Origin of the sequence: Butyricimonas hominis, assembly GCF_014287455.1 — a bacterium.
GTDB lineage: Bacteria > Bacteroidota > Bacteroidia > Bacteroidales > Marinifilaceae > Butyricimonas > Butyricimonas muris.
In genome coordinates this window covers 59534-76525 of record NZ_JACOOH010000009.1, presented here as the reverse complement: position 1 = coordinate 76525, position 16992 = coordinate 59534, and the positions used below count along the sequence as shown (strand labels likewise).

The 16992-nt window shown below is 46.5% G+C and carries 12 protein-coding genes; 9 read left to right on the top strand and 3 right to left on the bottom strand.

Annotation, left to right across the window (positions count from 1 at the left end; translation table 11 throughout):
- Window positions 1-45 precede the first annotated feature (45 nt).
- The 3 genes from H8S64_RS18500 to H8S64_RS18490 are packed head-to-tail and all read right to left on the bottom strand — an operon-like array spanning window position 46 to window position 2468.
- Window positions 46-993 (bottom strand): glycosyltransferase family 2 protein, encoded by a 948-nt coding sequence (locus H8S64_RS18500; protein WP_099294064.1) that lies wholly within the window; start codon window positions 991-993, stop codon window positions 46-48.
- A 2-nt stretch (window positions 994-995) separates the two neighbouring features.
- Entirely contained in the window at window positions 996-1535 is a 540-nt protein-coding gene (locus H8S64_RS18495; RefSeq protein ID WP_186978102.1) for a DUF4199 domain-containing protein, read from the bottom strand.
- 15 nt (window positions 1536-1550) lie between these two features.
- Window positions 1551-2468, bottom strand: coding sequence for a glucosaminidase domain-containing protein (locus H8S64_RS18490; protein WP_099294060.1), 918 nt, complete (start codon window positions 2466-2468; stop codon window positions 1551-1553).
- A 50-nt stretch (window positions 2469-2518) separates the two neighbouring features.
- On the opposite strand from H8S64_RS18490, the gene cdd reads away from it, so the two are divergent.
- From cdd to H8S64_RS18445, 9 genes are all read left to right on the top strand, one after another.
- Window positions 2519-2995 (top strand): cytidine deaminase, encoded by a 477-nt coding sequence (gene cdd / locus H8S64_RS18485; RefSeq protein WP_186978100.1) that lies wholly within the window; start codon window positions 2519-2521, stop codon window positions 2993-2995.
- A 307-nt stretch (window positions 2996-3302) separates the two neighbouring features.
- Window positions 3303-3833 carry a sigma-70 family RNA polymerase sigma factor gene (locus tag H8S64_RS18480; RefSeq protein WP_186978098.1) on the top strand — a complete coding sequence of 177 codons (531 nt, stop codon included), beginning with the start codon at window positions 3303-3305 and terminating at the stop codon, window positions 3831-3833.
- A 65-nt stretch (window positions 3834-3898) separates the two neighbouring features.
- A complete protein-coding gene (locus H8S64_RS18475; RefSeq protein ID WP_186978096.1) occupies window positions 3899-5068 on the top strand; it encodes a FecR family protein in 1170 nt (389 codons plus the stop codon).
- A gap of 52 nt (window positions 5069-5120) precedes the next feature.
- On the top strand, window positions 5121-8642 hold the full coding sequence (locus tag H8S64_RS18470) for a SusC/RagA family TonB-linked outer membrane protein (protein WP_186978093.1): 3522 nt from the start codon (window positions 5121-5123) through the stop codon (window positions 8640-8642).
- A gap of 12 nt (window positions 8643-8654) precedes the next feature.
- Window positions 8655-10097, top strand: coding sequence for a RagB/SusD family nutrient uptake outer membrane protein (locus H8S64_RS18465; protein WP_186978091.1), 1443 nt, complete (start codon window positions 8655-8657; stop codon window positions 10095-10097).
- A complete protein-coding gene (locus H8S64_RS18460) occupies window positions 10094-11467 on the top strand; it encodes a TlpA family protein disulfide reductase (protein ID WP_186978089.1) in 1374 nt (457 codons plus the stop codon). Before H8S64_RS18465 ends, H8S64_RS18460 begins: the two co-directional genes overlap by 4 nt.
- Before the next feature lie 371 nt (window positions 11468-11838).
- A complete protein-coding gene (locus H8S64_RS18455; protein WP_186978087.1) occupies window positions 11839-12645 on the top strand; it encodes a hypothetical protein in 807 nt (268 codons plus the stop codon).
- 17 nt (window positions 12646-12662) lie between these two features.
- A complete protein-coding gene (locus tag H8S64_RS18450; RefSeq protein ID WP_186978085.1) occupies window positions 12663-15623 on the top strand; it encodes a FimB/Mfa2 family fimbrial subunit in 2961 nt (986 codons plus the stop codon).
- Window positions 15624-15659: 36 nt separating this feature from the next.
- Window positions 15660-16808, top strand: coding sequence for a FimB/Mfa2 family fimbrial subunit (locus tag H8S64_RS18445; RefSeq protein WP_186978083.1), 1149 nt, complete (start codon window positions 15660-15662; stop codon window positions 16806-16808).
- Window positions 16809-16992: the final 184 nt, after the last annotated feature.

Below are 16992 nucleotides of genomic sequence, written 5' to 3'. Positions count from 1 at the left end.
TCTTGCACACAAACGCCCAAAGGTAAAATAAAATATGGAAAATCTTTAAATTTTTTTCTCAATTCTGTACACATTTCTGTCGCTGGCACTTCGGGACACCAGTTCTGCCAAAAATCCGGCTAGGAAGAGCTGGCTACCTATAATCATGCAAGTCAGCGCGATATAGAAATACGGGTTGTTTGCGACCAGCGGTGCCCGGAGTCCGTTGGAAAGCGCCATGAGTTTTTCGATACCGATCCACCCGGCGGCACAGAAACCGATGATGAACAGCAGTGTGCCCAGCGCCCCGAACAAGTGCATGGGTTTCTTGGCGAAACGCGTGATAAAGGTTACCGTGAGCAGGTCTAGGAAACCGTTTATAAAGCGGTTTAACCCGAACTTGGTAACGCCGTACTTGCGTGCTTGGTGGTGTACCACTTTTTCACCGATGCGGGTAAAGCCGGCTTGTTTTGCCAGTATGGGAATATAGCGATGCATTTCCCCGTACACTTCGATGTTTTTCACCACGGCACATTTATAGGCTTTCAGCCCGCAATTGAAGTCGTGCAGTTTGATACCCGAGAAGCGTCGGGCAGTGGCGTTGAAAAGTTTCGTGGGGACTGTTTTCGTGATTGGATCGTGTCTTTTCTGTTTCCAGCCGGACACGAGGTCATAATCCTCTTCCGTGATCATCCGGTAGAGTTCCGGTATCTCGTCCGGGCTGTCCTGTAAATCCGCATCCATGGTGATCACTACTTCGCCTTGTGCGTCCTCGAACCCGCAGTGCAAGGCGGCGGATTTCCCGTAATTGCGGCGGAATTTGATTCCCCGTACGCGATTGTCTTTTGCAGATAACTCTTCTATCACTTTCCAAGAAGAGTCATTGCTACCGTCATCAACCAGAATGATTTCGTAAGTAAAATGGTTGGCTTCCATCACCCGTTCGATCCACGCGGCGAGTTCCGGGAGCGATTCTTCTTCATTATATAACGGGACAACAACAGATATATCCATGACTAAAATTGTTGAGGGTTAAACGGGGGCGTCTTTCTTTTCACCAGTCCGGCTATAAAGAGAGTGAATGCAGCCCCTACCAGTATTCTATTGAACAATTCTCCAAAAGCGATCACGACGGGAGAAAAGAACAGGTCGCTCAAACTCGTGTTGAATAATTCCTGTAAATTCATGTTTTTGTACACTTCGTTCATCATCGTGAGCATGACCTTTTTATAGGTAGCCAGCAATTCCGAGTCCGAAGAGTAAAGAATAAACGTGTAAACGGCGTAACAAACTGCCGCGACGGCAAGGATATATATGCCGGTGGAAAGGGCTTTCCCGTAGGATATGATTCCCGCCAAGTGGTCGTCCCTGTATTTTTTTATCCCGATGAAAACCCCGAAAATGGTCAGCATCATGATAATATTATTGAATTGCGGGTTCGCCACTACTCCTTTGCCCGCGTAGGCGAAGAGCAAAGAGGCGATGATGAAACTGCCGCCGATAAGTCCGCCGAATAACGTGTTTGGTTTAAAGAATGATTCGTTTGTATTTTCCATTATTCACGACTCCTTTCAATATAGTTGTGCTGCCCCTCTCAAGGAGATCATTTCTCCGGGTTGCGGCTTGTCCCCGTTCTCCATGTAATTGTATTGTAATAATTTCGCCAGTTTGATACCGTATATTTGTGAAATCATGTACATCGTGTCACCCGGTTTGCACTTGTGGAAGGTGTAACCTTTTGGAGCTTTGTTTTTCTTCTTTTTCAAGAAGATGTGCATGCCGTTACGCGTGGAGAGTTCGTTTTTGTCGTTGTAAGCCAGAAGACGTTTCAAGGGAATACCGAAGTACTGGGAGATGCCTTCAAACGTGTCGCCCTCCTGCACCTTGATGCAAGGGATATTGTTGATGTAGACCACCCGGCTTTGGTAGTTCTTCGTGTCTCCGAGTTTATAATTCAGTTCGCCCGGGCTTTGACGATGCCTTTTCCCGGGTTTGTCGAATTGATATAGCTCTTCTTCTTCTATGATTTTGATTAATTTCTGCGCGTAATCGGGAGCCGTGGCGTATCCTGCCTTTTTCAGTCCTTTCGCCCAACCCTTGTAATCCGTTTTGGAAAGTTTGAACAATGGGGCATACCGGGAGCGGGAGGTCAGAAATTCGCTATGGTCTACCCACGATTCCTCGGGATTCCGGTATTTGCGGAAACACTCGTTCCGGCTGTCGTCGTCCATGATAAAACTTGCCCCGTTCCAGTTGTGGCATTTGATACCGAAATGATTGTTCGCGTTTACCGCCAGTTGGGATTTGCCGCAACCGGACTCCAGTATCCCTTGCGCCAGCTTGATACTGGCAGGTATTCCCGTGCGATCCATTTCCTGAATGGCGATGGATTTGTATTTTTTGATGAATGCTTTTCTACTGTCGTTCGTTGCACCACATATGTTGACACATATAAAAGTAAGAAATAAAATAGCGTAAATCTTGCTCATGATTCGTGATAAAGTTTTATATTGGCGGTAAAATTACGAAAAAAATTAGAATGGAGAAAGCGGAATTAAAGATAGATTACATCTTATACCGGGAATCTTACCCGGAAGGGTACGAGGAATTGTGTCGTGCCGCCTTGGAAATCACGGAAAATGCTTATTGCGTGTATTCCGGTTTTGCTGTCGGGGCAGCCGTTTTGATGAATAACGGGGAGGTAATCCGTGGTACGAATCAAGAGAATGCGGCTTACCCCTCGGGACTCTGCGCGGAGCGCACCGCCTTGTTTTATGCCTGTTCCGCTTACCCGGAAGCCGGGGTGAAAGCCATAGCCGTCGCGGCACGGGACAAGGGTGTCGAGGTCGACGAGTATGTCACGCCTTGCGGGGCTTGCCGGCAGGTGATGTCCGAGATTGTCGGGCGCTATCATGCTGATTTTGACGTAATCCTTATCGGGCGCACGAGTACCTTGCTGGTGAAGGCGAGTCAGCTATTGCCTTTCTCCTTCAAATTAGGGGATACCCGCCCGTGATACTCCCGCGTAGGGATAAGATAGGTTTTCGAGAGCGATATTATTGATTCAGGGGACGTGCCACGCGTGAGTTTTAAATTTCCTTATATTTCGTTAAAACGTGGGCTAAGTGTGGGCGAACATCAGGCGAAGAGTGGGCGATGCCGCCTAATAGTCACTTGAATCCCGCCCGAAACTCGCTCAAAATTTTAGGAAAGGGGTAGGAAAAGGGTAGTTATAGGTATTCAAATGACAAAGGTGCGAGAAAACGGGCGTGATTTGGAACGGAGTGTTAAAATAGCTATCTTTGAACGAGAAAAGTTACATTATGAATAAACAGAACAAAGATACTTTTGAATATTTGTTCAATACTTATTACAAGGATTTGTACGTGCATGCCTTGAGTTTCGTCCGGGATGAGGAGGAAGCGAAGGATATTGTCACGGACGTGTACGAGTATATCTGGAAAAATTTCACGAGGTTGGATGCTTCTGTTTCATTACGTCCCTTGTTGTATACTTTAACCCGTTCTCGTTCTCTCGATTTTTTGCGGCGGGAAAAATCCAAGGAGAAGTTTTTGGCTTACCAGCGGACGTTGCCGGAGGCGGAGGAAGAGTACGAGGAGCACGAGGAGTTGCTCGCGAAAGTGATGCGCGTGATAGAAAATATGCCGGTGCAGACGGCGACGGTGTTTCGTAAATGTTTTCTTGAAAAGAAAAAATATCAGGAGGCGGGGGATGAGTTGAATATTTCAATCAACACGGTAAGGTGGCATATCACGAAGGCTATGAAGTTGTTACGAGAATCATTGTCCGGGGAGGAAATGGTGTTGTTGTACGTCTTATTTGTTAAAAAATAAAAATTATTCATTTTTAGCCCACATGATTCGGGGGTCTTTACGTGTTATGTATAAAAGCACATGAAATGGAAGCGAACGAGAAAAATGATCAACTGGAATTTGCCTTGAATGTACTCAATCATCCGGAGTTATTGCAAGATGAGTATGTTCGGGAATGGTTGAGTCACGCGGAGAACAAGAAATTGTACGAGGAGTGTCGTCTTTATCTGGAGGCGGGATTGAAGCTCGAAGTCGGCGATTCTTTGGACGTGAAGAGTGAATTCGAGAAATTCAACCGGAAAATGCAGTCACCTGTCCGTGCTTTCTATCGTTGGACTGCCGCGGCTGCAGCCGTGGTTATCCTCGTGGCAAGCGGTTGGTGGTTGATGAACGAGTCCTCGTCGCGGGAGATCGGGCAGGACGTGATTGCCGGGCTTCAGCATGTCGTTGTGCCGGGAAAGAATCAAGCGGTGCTGGTCACGGAAACGGGACGGGAAATCGTTTTGGGAACGACGTCCGGCACGAGCGTGATGGTGGAAGGTGGAGTTAACGTGGTGGATGATAGTACGCGGGGCGTGAGTTACACGACTTCGGAGGCTGTCGAGGTGCACTACCACACGTTGAGGGTTCCGAAGGGGGGAGAGTACCGGATCGTGTTGAGCGACGGGACGGAAGTGTGGTTAAATTCGGAGTCGGAGTTGAAGTTTCCCACGGTGTTCACGGGCGGAAAACGTGAGGTGGAATTGAGAGGTGAGGGGTATTTCTCCGTGGCGCATGACGGGCATCTGCCTTTTATTGTGGTGGCCTCGGGCGTGCGGACAAAGGTGTACGGCACGGAGTTCAACGTGAAGGCGTACGCAGGCAACCAAGTGGATGTGACGTTGGTGGAGGGGAAAGTTGCCGTGAAGCAGGCGGGTGACGGTTCGGAGTATCCTTTGGCTCCCGGGGAGAACGCTCATTTCGCGGAGGGAATGGCTCCTCTGATCGAGAAGGTGAATGTACACAAGTATATTGCTTGGAAGGAGGGGTATTTCTACTACGAGAATGAGCGGATGGAGGTGATCGTGAACGATTTGAAGCGGTGGTATGATTTTGATGTCGTGTATGTTGGCAGTGGCGTGAAGGATCTTAAGTTTGAACTTTGGTCCGGCAGGGATAGCGATATCGATACGATCATGGGATTGTTGACGAAAACGAACAAGGTGAACGTGAGATTGGACGGGCGTACATTGATTGTGTCCGAGAGAAACAAATGATTGTGTAATTATTGCAAAAACAGGATTATAGAAACCTAATTTATTCTTACTTATGATGAAAAAACGGAACTGTAATGGTTCTGTCAATCGCGGGATTGGCGGGATCATCAAGAAGGTTATGCTTATTCAATTTGTACTCGCTTTGTGTATTTTCACGAGCGTGGCGTCGGTGGTTTCACAAAACCGGGAAGTGAACCTGACTTTCGAGGACGTGTCTTTATCTCAAGCACTGAAAGGATTGAGCGAGGCATCCGGTTGCAAGTTTATTTTCAATTACGATGATTTGAACCGCTACAAGGTGACGGCTAGATTGCAGGGAACGAACGTGGAGGAGTGTTTGAATATTTTATTGAAGGATAAGCCGTTCAAGTATAATCACGAGGGTGAGTTTATCGTGATTTCTTATAAAGAGGACGGTCAAAAAGATGAAGGCTTTTTGGTGAAAGGTGTCGTGAAGGATCAGCAGGGAGTACCGCTGCCGGGGGTGACCGTGGTGGTGAAGGGTACGACCGCAGGTATGGCTACCGACGTGGACGGGCGTTTCGAGTTGCGGGTGAAAGAACGCAACGTGACGCTGGTGTTCTCTTTCGTGGGTATGAAGACGAAAGAGGTGGTCGCGGACGCGGGTAAACCGGTAAACGTGGTGATGGAGGAGGAAGCCGAGATGTTGGGCGAAGTGGTTGCCACGGGTTACCAGACTATTTCACGGGAGAGGTCTACCGGTTCGGCGGTGATTATTAATTCCAAGAAATTGGGACAGGTGCAATCTACCGATTTGATGACGAAATTGGAAGGTATCACGCCGGGATTGATGAATTACGGGGATATTATATCTATCCGCGGGCGGTCGTCTTTTGCCGTGAAGTCGACTCCCCTCGTGGTGGTGGACGGACAGGTGGCAAATGTTGACTTGAGTGCGATTAATCCGGACGATATCGAGTCACTCACCGTGTTGAAGGATGCCGCCGCTACCTCGTTGTACGGTGTGCGGGCTTCTAATGGCGTGATTGTGATCGTGACGAAGAAGGCCAAGGATAAGACCACGGATGTGAATGTTTCTGCCGGATTTTACGTGAACCCACTTCCGAGTTTGAGTTATCAGGATTACGCTTCTTCCAGTGATGTTATTGATTTCGAGCGGGAGTTCCTGTTGAACGATCCGACGTACAAGAGTAATCCTGCCGATTATTTCAGTAATAAGAATGATCCGGCTAGCCCGGGGCGATTGACGGGAGTGGAGCAGTTGTATTACGAGTTGTCTTTGGGAAATCTGACCGAGGCGCAGTTGAATCAAAAGCTGGACGAATTGCGCAAATACGATTATCGTAAGGAAAGGCAGAAAGCGTTGTTGGAAACTGCCGTGACGCAGGATTATAATTTATCGATAGCCAGAGGCGGGGAAAATTCCAATTTATTCGTGTCGTTCCGTTATCAGGATTACGGGCAATACGTGAAAAGCACCGAAAGCAAGCGTTTTAGCGTTTATTTGAAGAGCGAAATGGATTTGGCGAAGTGGTTTAAGTTGACTTATGGTGCCAATGCTTATTTCTCCCGAACGAAACAATCCGTGTCGGTAGATGATTTGGACGTGGATCGTTTGAATGAAATTATGCCTTACGAGAGATTGAAAGATGACGACGGGAATCTGGTGTATCATTACTTCCACAATTATTACCTGTCACAGGAAATAAATGAAACGGAAGGGTTGAAGTTTATGGGTTACAACGAATTGGAAGCCTCTACCCAGAATATGCAGACCACACGGGATACTTATTTGAAGCTGTTCGCCCACACGGATTTCAAGATCATGAAAGGTTTGGATTTGGGATTGAAGTTCCAGTACGAGAGGAATTACACGGATAAAGACCGTTATGACGAGAAGGATTCTTACATGATGCGTAAGCTGGTCAACGAGTTTGCCACTAAAAACAGTTATGGCGATTTCGAGTATAATATTCCGGATGAAGGGCATATCAGGAAAGAGAATAACCGGAGCGAGTTCTATAATTTCCGGGCGCAGGCGAATTACCAGACAACTATCGGGGAGGATCATGATATCACGGTGTTGGTCGGTGGTGAAATCCGGCAGGATCATTGGCGGTCGTCCGGGAGTGAGGTGTACGGGTATGATAATGACAAGCTGACTTACGCGCAGATGGATTGGTTGACTTTGAGCCAAAGCGGAGTAATCGGGCAGTTGCATAGTTCGGCAAGGAAATACCGGAGCGAATATATTTCGACCGGTGATACGAAGCATCGCTACGTGTCGGCTTACGCTAATGCCGGGTATACTTACGCGGGACGTTACACGCTGAACGGGAGTATCCGGGTAGATCAGGCAGACCTTTTCGGTACAGACCCGAAATACAGGTACAGACCTTTGTGGTCGTTGGGAGCCAGCTGGAATATGACGAACGAGGCTTTCTTGCAGGATGTCGATTATCTTGATTTGTTAAAGCTACGCGTGACTTACGGTATAACGGGTAACGTGGATCAAAATTCGTCACCTTATTTATTGGGGGCGTATATGAATTCACTTTGGATTAACGCGAGCATAACGGATATCCTTGTGGCGCCGAATAAATTATTGCGTTGGGAGAAGACTTCATCTTTTAATGTCGGTGTTGATTTTTCGCTTTTTTCACGGTTAAGCGGTTCTCTCGACGTGTACCGGAGATATAGTTCCGATTTGTTGGCGAAGAAGTCTTTGGATCCGTCTTACGGGTTCACGGATGCAACCGTGAATAACGGGGAAATGAAGAACACGGGTATGGAGTTGAGTTTGTCATACGATTGGTTGAAAAAGAAAGACTGGTCGTTGAATACCATGTTCACGGCTGCGTATAACAAGAATAAGATCAAGAAGATCGGTTACACGCCAACGGTAGCGGACGATATGTTGATATACCCGTATTCCTATTACTTGCAGGGTGATACTTACGGGACGGTGTACGCGTATCGTTATGCGGGGTTGACGGAAACGGGTGATCCTTCGGTGTATGACGAGAATGGTGAGGTGCAATCCAACACGGCGGTGGATAATATCCATGCCTTGGTGGCGAAAGGACAATTGGCACCGAAATGGAACGGGGCGTTAGGGCTGAATTTAAGATGGAAGTCTTTGGAATTGAATGCCAAATTCGTGTATTATCTGGGACATTCATTGCGTAATGATGTGCCGAAGTTGTATTCCGTGTATAGTGAAATCACGAGAAATATGCATAAAGATATCGCGAAACGCTGGACTCCGGAGAACACAGACACGAATGTGCCGTCGATGGGACCGAACGGGTTAGCGAGAGATCGGGATTTGCATTGGAGATATGCCGACGTGCACGTGTTGAGTGCCTCGTTTATCAAGTGTCGTAATATCGGGCTTTCTTATACTTTGCCGCAGGAGTGGGTACGTACCTTGAAATTGAAGAACGTGAATGTGCGGGCTCAGGTGAATAACCCGTTCTATTGGGCAAAGAATAAAGAGGGAATTGACCCGGAGGCTTTCAACGCTAACGAGGGGACACGCGCACAGGAGCAGGTGACGACGTATGTTTTCGGTTTGAATATTAATTTTTAAGGGGAGTAGAATATGAAAAGATATATAGCGATAGGCAGTTTGTGTTTGACCATGCTGTTTGCTGCATGTGATAATTTTCTGGATATAGTGCCTAAAGGAAAATCCGTGTTGAACTCCACGGAGGATTACCTCGGCTTGCTGGAAGAGATAAGCCCGAGTTATGATATGGGAAATTTCTGGTATCTGGCGGATGAGGTGTGTAATTATAATATGCCCACGTTGGATGCTTATCAGTACCCGTTGCCAGCGATTTGTTTCTTCTGGGACGAAACGAAGAATCGCGCGGATTATATGGAGACGGATGATTTGTACGAGAAGTGTTACAAGCGTATTATGCGATACAACGTGATTATATCGAATATCGGTGATTCGGAAGGGGACGCAACGGATAAGGTGACGGGGATGGCACAGGCGAGGATCATGCGGGCGTATAATTATTTCTTTTTGGTGAATAAGTTTGCCAAATTCTATGACAAGAACACGGCGGCGACCGATAACGGGATTATTATCCATGAAGAGTTGAACTTGGAGGCGAAGAGCAAACAGTACACGGTGGCTCAGGTGTACGAGATGATCGAGCGTGATATCGAGGCGGCTTTGCCCGACCTGCCGGAACGTGCGACAGGTGTTTCCCGTCCGGACAAGTATTTCGGGTACGCCTTGAAGGCAAAAGTACATTTGTTCAAGAGGGAGATTGACGAGGCGTTGGCTGCCGGGTTGGAGGCGTTGAAATCGGATTATCACAAGTTGTGGGATATGCCTTCTCTATACACGAAATTGATGGCAGAGAATCCTATACTCGGGATGATGCCTTCCATGTGGAGTAGTTATATGTATCGGACGGAGGATGATCCGGAGAATTTATTGTACCAGTTCGGGTTGAACCAGTTTGATCCTTCCCCTTCTTATATCCGTAAGCCGATTATTGATCTGTATGACAAGACGAATGATTTGCGTTACGTGATGTGTATCTCGTACGCGATGCCGGCGCGTCCGACGGCGGAGGTCGGGGCAATGCCGATGATGAACCAGAATATCAAATGGAATTGCGGCGGGATTCGCTTGTCGGAGGTGTATTTGATGGTTGCGGAGTGTTACGCCCGTAAGGATGATAAGACGAACGCATTGTATTATCTGGACGAGTTGAGGAAAATGAGATTCTTGCCCGCAGGATACAAGGCTTCGGAGGCAGCGGATGCAAAAGCGGCGTTTCAGTTGATTCGCGATGAACGGAAACGGGAGTTGTTGCTTACTTCCAACGGATTTTTTGATATGCGTCGTTTCTGCGCGGAATTTAACGAGACGCTGACGAAAGAGTACGTGATGAAAAATTCTACCACGGGAGAAATCACGACCAAGACGTACACGTTGAAGCCCGATTCCCCGTTATTGATCTGGCCTTTCCCGAAGAACGCGATGGAAACGAGTGATTTGATTCAAAATACGACTTTATGAGATGGGATTTTAATTTGTTGTTCATGCTACTGGTTCTGGCTTTCGCCGGAACCGGTTGCCAGAACGGGAATGTGCCGGAAACGAGGGTGACATTCACGAAATCGGTGGACGGGGATATTTATTTCCAACCGGAGGAAAAAAGCGGGTATGAGAAGGTGATGCCGGATTCTTTGGGGAATCGCGTGTTGAAGCTCGATTTGAAGGAACCGGGGTATTACCGGTACGTGAGTACGAAACAGGTTTTTTATCCCGTGTACCTGACTCCCGGTTCTCGAGTGGAGATTGTAGAAGATGCTGACGGGGTGACCTTTAAAGGAGATCACGCGGCGGAGAATACTTTTTTGGCGGAGAATGCTTTTATCGGGGTCTCCGCTGACGGGGTGGACTCGTATTCTGCCGAATGGCTGAAAATGAACGGGGAAGGAGTGGAACGTGTGATTGGTAAGTTGCGGGAATCCGGGTTGCCGCGGGAGTTCGTTCGGCAACAAGAGCTGAAATACAGGTACGGGTTTTACAATCAGTTGCTGGAAGGTCCGGCGTTGATGGCTATGTTTATGAACAAGAACGTGCGGTTGCCGGATGATTATTATGATTTTCTGAAAGATTTGAAGTTTGACGATCCGCTAATTACACGGGTACCGAAATGGTTCCAGACCATGTTGGCAGCTTTCGAGCGGATGGAAAAAGAGGGAATGTTGGAAGTGTCGCCGGATAATTTTATGGAGATTTACGGTAAGCGGATCGAGGATGAAAAGGTGCGTTCCCTGTTTTTGGTAAATCTGTTGGATTTTACATTGCAGAAGGGGTATTCGGATCAGTTCCCGAATTACATGATGAGCGTGCGGCGGCTGATTACCGATTCTATGGCAGTAGCCCAATTGCCGGTTATCGAAGCCCGTTATCAGGCAGCCTGGGAAGCGAATGAGGCTATTTTGCGGGGAATGCCCGCACCGGAATTTAAAGCGGTCGACGTGAAGGGAAAGGAGTATTCTTCTTCCGATTTTAAAGGGAAAGTACAAGTGCTGGACTTTTGGTTCACGGGTTGTGTTCCCTGTCGTGCCGAGATGCCCTACATGGAGAAATTGGCGGATGAACTGGAAGGACTGCCTATCGTGTTTGTTTCGATGTCTTTGGATACGGGGAACGAGTTGGTGGGACTTTGGAAACAGATGGTGAAGGACAAGAAAGGTGCCGAGTATCATTTGAATGTGCCGGACGGTTTTAAATCAACGCTGGCAAAGAGTTACCTGATTCGAGCGGTTCCCCGGATTGTTATTATTGATAAAGAAGGTAAGATTGTGGACGCTTATGCCAAACGACCTTCTGATCCTAAATTGAAAATGCAACTGGAACAATTGATAAAGGAGTAGTTTCTTGGTTTTGAACTGATGGAGCCTGATTGTCATTTTGACGGTCAGGCTTTGTTTTGTTTAAAATCAAATAACGATCGTTTAATAATGTACAAATATAAGACTTTTTTCATTATTAGTAAATGATAACTATATTATTTTTAAAATTCACAATCAGATAGTTGTGAATTTGTCAACAATCGTCGTGTGTTGCGAGCTGAATTATCAATAAACGATCCTTTTTTGAGCGTGTGTTGGGGAGATAATCGTTTGATTGTTAGAGTGTAATTAATTGCTCCGTCCATATCGAACGGAATAAGCCGAGTGATTATGTGTTTACTAAGTAATTGAAAAATAGATAGAATTACAAGTTTAAATTTAATCGTGAAATTATGAGAAAAGTTCTAGTTGCAATTTTGTGTTTGGTCTTTTTGGGGGCTTGTACCCGAAAAGATGTAGAGGAACAGACGGAAATTCCCGGTAGTGGTTTGGCTCTGGCTGTACGTTCCGGCGACAGTTTGATTGCCGCAGGGATACCGGCTGCGGTTTATGATCTTACGGATCTTGGGGTAAATGAGCCGTGTACACCGTTGTATTTTGCTGTTGATGAGAAAATATCCTTTACGGATTTAGATGCCGGGGTGCATACGTTTTTTGTTTTGGGAAATAAAACAGAGGAGTATAACTGTCTGGTGTCGTTGGATGGAGATGATATGAAAACAGTTCAATTGAGATGGGAAGATTATAGGTTACCTGAACTTCTTGGGGGTGTTGTTAAAGTGAACGGTGCTAATGAAGTGGAAATGGTCGAAATGACTCGCTTGGTGGGTGGTTTGACTGTGAATGTGCTTAATAAAGACGAGTATGCACGAGTAGAGGTAAATCTGAAAAGACCGTATACGGGACTGGATACTATTTGGTTTAGCGATTATGCGCTGGTTCCGCAATATTATAATAGTTATTATTTGGAAGCCGGGGTGCTTGCTTATTGTTTCCCCGAGAGTACTCCGGTAAAAGGGGAAATATTCGCGTATGATGAATTTGGAAATACGTATTATTTTGATTTCGAGTCCTCGAAATGTATCGAGCAGAACCAAAAATTGACATTGAATATTACTTTGGAGCGTGCGTCTTCCATCGCCCGTTCCGCGAAGGTTAGGAATACGGTGACTTGTGTTGAGGAAGTGTCAGAATTATAATCTAAAATGATAACGAAATGAAAAAAATATTATATACTCTCGTGGTATTGTCAACCGTGTTATTCACGGGATGCCGGGAAGATCAACTGGAAGGAGAAGTCCCGGGAAAGGAAGTTACCTTGACTTTCAGTAGCAGGTCTGCTGATTTGTCGGCGGAGGCATTAAGCAAGGAAATTAATAAGTTGCATCTATTGATTTTTAACGAGGACGGCAGTTTCTCGCAAAAAAAAGAGTTTGCCAGTTTGGCGGATGTGACACCTGTGAAATTACCTTTGGGAACTTATACATTTGCTTATCTTTCTAATATTGACAGAGAGCAGATTAGTGGACTGGAAAGTCTGGATGATATTGTTGTAACGTTGCAAACGGATGCAAACGGCGATATTATTTTACCCGGTAGCATTTTCTCCGGTACGGATAAGATCACGGTGGGGGAGGATAAGACGAGTGATGCTTCTTTGAGCCGTATGGTGGGACGTTTGGATGTCAACGTGAGTGGGTTGAAAGGAGGCGTGGAATTGCAAAGCGTGACTTTGTTAGGTTCGCCCAAATCCGTAAGTTTTAACGGGACACCTAAAGACACGAAAGCACAATTGAAAGTGCCGATGAGTAAGGACGGAGAACTGATGATGGGGCAGGCGGTAGCGTTCCCGACTTGTATCGATTCTCTGGCTCGCTTGGAATTTGTGATCGTGGAGAATGGCGAAATAAAGACTTACGTGTCTACATTGAAGAATAAAGTGGAGGCAAACAAGATTCACACGATCAACGCGAAGGTGAATGTCGTGGGAGGTGTTTTTGACGTGGATATCCAGATGAGTTTGGAAGAATGGGGGGCTACGGAGAGCGAGGATATCACAGCTACTCAAAAAGTATATATTGATAGCTTGAAGGTGAAAATTGTCATGGAAGCAATGTCATTGAACGTGGAGCAGGTGAAGGAGATTTACATGAACTTTTTAGACCCGGGAAGGGAAAATTCTTTTAGTGTGCATGGTAATAAAGGAGAGGAGTATTATGGAATTGATATAAGTGGAGATACGCTCATATTGCATTCCCGCGGTCGGGTGGCATGTGGAAATTATACCATGGATTATATTACAATACAGGATTCTTCGTATAATAGATTGTATGCGTTGCCTGCACCCGTGCAAAATGTGGTGATTGATACTACTTGTTGTGTCGTAATCGTGTTGCCTAAAATGCCGGATGTTGCGGCAACCGACAAGGCTGCTGTGTTGGAGTTACGGGCAGCCATGCAAGCGGCTGGTGTTGAGATTCCCTCGAGTTGGAAAGGGGATAATATTAACTTGTGGTACGAGATTGAGTTGAACGCGGAAGGACGTGTTATCGGGATCGGTTATTCAGATTTGGATGATTACGAGGATGATTATAGCCGGAACCGTGTCGCAAAGACGGCGGCGTCCGCAAATACAGCTTCAAAGGCGATAGCGAGAACGTTGACTGGAGAACAGGCAATTGCTTGGAGTTTGCCGACTTCTTTCAAGGAACTGACGGCATTAAAATGTTTCAATATGTCGGATGGCGAGTATTATGGTGTGTTGACAGAAATTCCCTCTTTTATAAAGGAATTGAGCAATCTCGAGGAATTGAGTGTTAGCGTGAATAGTGCGACTCTTCCGGAATTGCCTGCCGGATTGAAATATCTGGAAGTAAAGAGTAAGACGTTGACTCAAATTCCGGCTCATATCGGGGATTTGACGCAATTGCAGGTGCTGATTATGGGGGTGCCGGATTACGAAGAAGATGATGAATACGATTATGATTATTTACCGTTATTGTCACAGGCGAGTGTTGCATCGATAGAGATGGATTTCGGTAAATTGGCGGAGTTGAAAGCGTTGTACCTCGTTGGTGGGGCGAATTGCGAAATACCGGACGGGTTGTGGAATCTGCCGGGAGGTTCTCTGCGTGAATTGGGACTTTATGGTTTTAGTCGTATTCAAGTGCCCGTGTTGGTGAGCAAGTGGAGTGTCTTGGAAGATTTGTCATTGGCAAATGCGGTGATGGCGCCTTCAGATATCGAGGCGATAAAGAACTTGAATTTGACAGACCTGATGATTTATTCACCCGTTTTTGGACAAAGTGGGCTTCCGGCTTGGCTGGGAGGAATGAGTTCGATAGAATATTTAACTTTGTTTGATTGCGGGATCACTTCTATACCGGAATCATTTAGCGGGTTAACCGGTTTGCGGGATCTTGATATACCGCGTAATCCTAACTTGACAGGGATATTGCCTACCGGTTTGTTGGAGCGATATAATGCTGGTGAATTGTATGTTTATGCTCCTGAATCGAAGGGTTTTAGCCCTGACGGAACATGGTTGGAAGTAACCCCGGAACGGATTAATGTTCCGGTTGAGGGAGGGGTGTACGAGGTTGAGATTAAAACTGATTCCGAGTGGACTTGTTCGTTCGCGAGTGATGGAGATTGCGTGACTGTGATACCGGAGCAGGGAGAATTTATTCAGGCTGATAGTATTACCGGAGCCGGAATTTTGACAGGGCGTGGTAACGCGACTTTGAAAGTGGTTATGAAGGAAGCCTTGTATGGAAGTTGGAGGTGTACCGGACAGTTGAATGTGCGTGTCGGGCAACGTAACACGGAGAGCGTTTCGATAGAGCAGGCGGAGGCGCAAGAAGAAAGACTCGAAACGAGTGTTAAAGATTCGTGTTCTTTGATGGCGGGAGATATGTTTGTGCTGGATGTGTCTTCTAACACGGAATGGGAGGTTCGTTCAGAAATTATTGACGGAGAGGGATGGTTGAACATGGAACCGAGTTATGGGACTGGAAATGGAACTTTAACGGGCGTGCTTGAGATGCCGGATGGTGTAGCGTCGTGCACGATCTTGGTGCGTTTGTATTCATTGCGAACCGGTAGAGAGAGGGCAATTCTCGTAACAGGACATTCAAAGTCGGTGGAGATACCGAGGGATTCCACGAATATGAAGTGATGAAGCGTGCGAGTAGTAACCGTTAAAATGTATAGTATGAAAAAATTGATTTATATATTCATGGTGTTGTCGCTGTCGCTGGGATTCTGTGGTTGTGGCGGTAGCGGAGGGGATAGTCCTGAACCGGAGCCTGAACCGGAACCGGTCAATCCGGCGGGAGCCGTGAAGGTTGAATTTGCCTTGAAGAGCGGTATCGGCAGTCTGGATGATGCCGGGTTGAAAGGGATTATCTCGCACGTGCGTTTGTACGTGTTTGATCAGGCAGGGAAGTTGTTGAAAAATTATAAATATAATTCCGTGGCGGACATCAAGAGCGTTGAATTGGAGAAGGGAAGCTACACGGTGGCATTCGTGGGGAATGTGCCGGAGGATGGGAATATTTCCGGGGAAACGGTGGGTACGGCTCTTGCCGATATGAAGATTCAATTGACGAGGAAGGAGAATGCCGCTAATTTCACCCCGCTTGGAGATGTGCTTTTCGCGAAAAACACGTTGACGGTAGGCGAGGAGGAGGTCAAAGTGGAGCTTACCGTGAAACGAACGCTCTCGACCACTAAAGTACAGATGACGGATAATTCCGGGAAAATCGCGGAGGCAGGAGTGCTTGTGCCCAACGTGGGGACAACGCTTGCTTTCGGGGACACGGAGTGGAAGAATCCCGGAACGGTGTTCGTGACCATGACGAAAGGCGGAGTGGCAAGAAGTTTCTCGCGGGCGGATGACGAGAATAAGAATTACTCGGCGACGATGAATATCGCGGTGGTGAGTGGGAGCGGTAGTGGCAGTGCCGGGGAGAATAATAATATCCAGTGTAATATCATCGCGAAGGATGCTTCACAAGAGGTGGTTTTGGCTCAAGTGATAAATGTTGTCGCGGAAACCAAACCGGACACGGAAGTTTCCATGAACGTGGAGGTGAACGAGAGCGATTCCGGTGACGGGCAACTCGAATCGACCGTGAACAAGGTGGAAACGAAAGATGAAACTGGGAAGACGGAGGAATTGCCGGACGAAAAGATTAAAGTCAAGGAAACCGACGTGACGCTCGAGGTGTTCCCCGGTGATTGGGAAACGGGAAATTCGGAGGACGTGGAAATTGGCGAACGGGAAGATTTTGTTCGACCGGGAGGCTCGGAAGTGGATTGGGAGAAAGGAGAGGAAGAAGATATCGTTGTGACCGATTAGTTTTATAGATAAATTTTGAAGGTCAACTGGTTTATTGCAAATTAGTTGGCCTTTTTTTTATGTTGTGATATTTATAATTATCTATAAAAGTTTATATGATAATTTATTGAGAATCAAATAACCTTCGTTTAATGATTCACAAATATAAGACATTTTTTATTATTTGTAATTATCCATCTATTTA